Here is a 2,760-nt window from a genome sequence, read left to right as displayed (position 1 = left end):
AGCAGGTGAGCTGGGCGAAGCAGGTGAGCTGGGCGAAGCAGGTGAGCTGGGCGAAGCAGGTGAGCTGGGCGAAGCAGGTGAGCTGGGCGAAGCAGGTGAGCTGGGCGAAGCAGATGAACTGGGCGAAACCGGCGAAGAAGACGAAGTCGGCGAAGGCCCCACCGGCGCGCCCGTGGACGTGCAGGCGGCGGCAGCCAGCGCGAGGAGCAGGGTCGTACCGGCGGCAAGGACGGCAGCGGGTCGCTTCACGGGACGGAGTCTCCTCATCGTCGAAAGTCACCGCCTTGGACGGAGCACCCGCCGAACCGGTTCCCGCGACGCCGGTGCCCGGCCCGCCGACGCGCAGCGGACCGGGCACCGAAACGGGCGACAGGATCAGTCCTGCTGGTCCCCGTCCCCGGCCACGTCGCCGTAGTCGGAGCGCCGCAGGTCGATCGCCCAGATGCCGCGCCCGAAGGTGGCCGCGTACAGCTTGCCGTCCGGGCCGGTCTTGAGCTGCTGCACGGACGTCGTGGGCAGGTTGCGCCCGAGGACCGCCCAGTCCTTGGCGCCCGGCGCCCGGTAGAAGGCGGCGAGGTCGGTGCCGAGCGCGAGCCCGCCGTCCGGCAGGATCTTCACCGAGGTCGCGGGCACGTCGGGCAGGTTGGCCGAGACGTCCGTCCAGGTCGCGCCGCCGTCCCGGGACTCGAAGACGTGCCCGACGCCCGCCCCCGGCCCCTCGGTCCAGGACCGCGAGAAGCCGTTGAAGGCCACGAACACGTGCTGCGCGTCGTTCTCGTCCACGGCGAACGAGGACACGTAGCGGTTCGGCAGGGTGCCGTCCACCGGCAGGTTCAGCTGGTGCCAGCCGGTGCCGTCGGTCTTGCCGACCGCGATGCCGCGGGTGAAGCCCTGGTTGTTGCAGGGGCCGCACCAGCCAGCGTACACGGTGCCGTTGACGGTCGAGACGGCGGTGGCGAAGTGCCCGGCGCCGAGGTCGTACGCGGACGTCCACTCGCTGCGGCTGCGGATCGCGTAGCCCTTGTGCTGCACCCAGATGTGCCGGCCGCCGGCGATCCAGGTGTCGGCGTCCTTCGGGTCGGCGGCGAGCGGCGCGATGAAGCGGGCGGAGCTGGTGTCCTTGTCGGGCGGGGCGACCTCGTAGGACGTGGCCTTGCTCGGGTCGCTGTTGCCCGAGCCGTCGTTGACGGCGCAGTTCTGGGTGACCCACACGTCCATGTAGACGTATTCCTCGGCGATGTTGCACCCGTTGTTCGGGTCGACCAGCGTGTCCCCGCCGTCGCCGCCGAAGTTGGAGCCCATGACGCGGTCGCGGGCACGCAGGATCGATTCCCCGTTGTCCTGCAGGCCGCCGCTGACGCTGACGCCCCGCCCGGACCGGTCCGCCAGGTCCTTCCCGACGCCCACCGAGTAGTACTGCAGGGTGTCGATCGTGCCGTCGGCGAGGGACTTCCAGTCCTTGGCGTGCCCGCCGGAGTCGACGGCGCCGTTGACCGGGCGGGAGTAGATGCCGCCGTCGTTGCCGACGTACACGCTGGTCTTGCCCCGGTACGTGCCGATGGCGACGGCGTGCTGGTCGGAGTGGGTGGTCGGCGAGCAGTCGCCGGTCTGCTTGGCCGGGTCGATGCTCCAGCAGGGGAACGGGAAGTTCCAGTAGGGGCCGGGGACGATCCAGGTGGCGCCGCCGTTCTTGGTCTCCAGCACCTCCTCCAGACCCGCGTAGACGTGGTCGGGGTTGGCCGGGTCGACCTGGAGGAACTGGTTGTACCAGGACTGGATGCCCGGCTGGTACCCGGCGCCCTGCAGCGCCGAGCCCGAGTTCTTGATCTTGTCCTTGTCCGCGATCAGCGTCCAAGGACCGGACGGGGAGCCGGACTTGGAGACGTAGATGCCCTTCAGCCCGGAGTCCGGGTTGTGCGCGGTGAGGTCCGGCGACTGGTCGATCGCGTAGTAGCGCGAGCCGTCCGCCGAGCGCGCGAAGGTCACGTTGCCGACGTTCGCCGCGTCCGTCGGCAGGTCGCCCAGCGACGCGACGCGCTGCCAACTGCCGTCCGCGGCCTTGCTGTAGAAGCCGTTGTACGTGTCGCCGCCCCGCCAGCCGATCGCGAGGATCACCTTCGACGGGTCCTTCGGGTCGATCGCGACGTCGTTGGCGATGTTCTTGTACGGCGCACTCGGGTCGCCCGCCTTCGAACCACCCGGCAGGTACTCGGGGTTGGGCGCGAACTCCAGCGTCCACGGGCCCGAGAGGTTCGTCGTCGAGTGGCTCCACACACCCCGGCTGGTCGCCGCCCACACCTTGTCCCCGCCGAAGCGCAGCGCGTGGATGGTGGTGGACTCCAACTCCGCACCGCCGACCCGGTTCCCGGGCTGGAACTTGCCGTGCTTCGGGTCCGCCAGTACGTACACGCCCGTGCCGACGTACGACACCGCGCCCGTGTTCGACTCGCCGGTCGCGTACCAGAGCCGCCCGGAGCCGTCCAGGTTCAGTGCGCCGGTGGAGAGCGACGGCAGCTTCTCCGAGATCGACTGCCACTGCCCGCCACCGGTCCGCGAGCGGAACACGCCGCCGTTCGCGCCGCCCGCGTACACGTACCCGTCGTCGTCGGCCGCGATGCCGGTGATGCGGCCGGTCACGAAGCCCGCGCCGCCGCTGGAGTTGGAGTTGACGTCCCGGTAGCGCGGGTCGTCCGCGTTGTACGGCCTGCTCGTCACGTGCTCCCAGCGGCCGCCGACGTGCGGCAGCGACTTCAGCTGCGC

At 70.7% G+C, this 2,760-nt stretch carries 2 protein-coding genes; both read right to left on the bottom strand.

The window, feature by feature from the left end:
- A partial coding sequence (locus AB0O00_RS28760) for a hypothetical protein (RefSeq protein ID WP_363656630.1) occupies nucleotides 1-280 on the bottom strand: 280 nt, incomplete at its 3' end.
- Between the two features lie 95 nt (nucleotides 281-375).
- Nucleotides 376-2,760 (bottom strand): glycosyl hydrolase (locus AB0O00_RS28755; protein ID WP_363656628.1); only part of this gene is annotated, 2,385 nt, incomplete at its 5' end.

Source organism: Kitasatospora sp. NPDC093558 (assembly GCF_040683475.1).
Classification (GTDB): Bacteria; Actinomycetota; Actinomycetes; order Streptomycetales; family Streptomycetaceae; genus Kitasatospora.
Note: the sequence above shows the minus strand (reverse complement) of the source record. Positions and strands in the feature narration are given on the sequence as shown.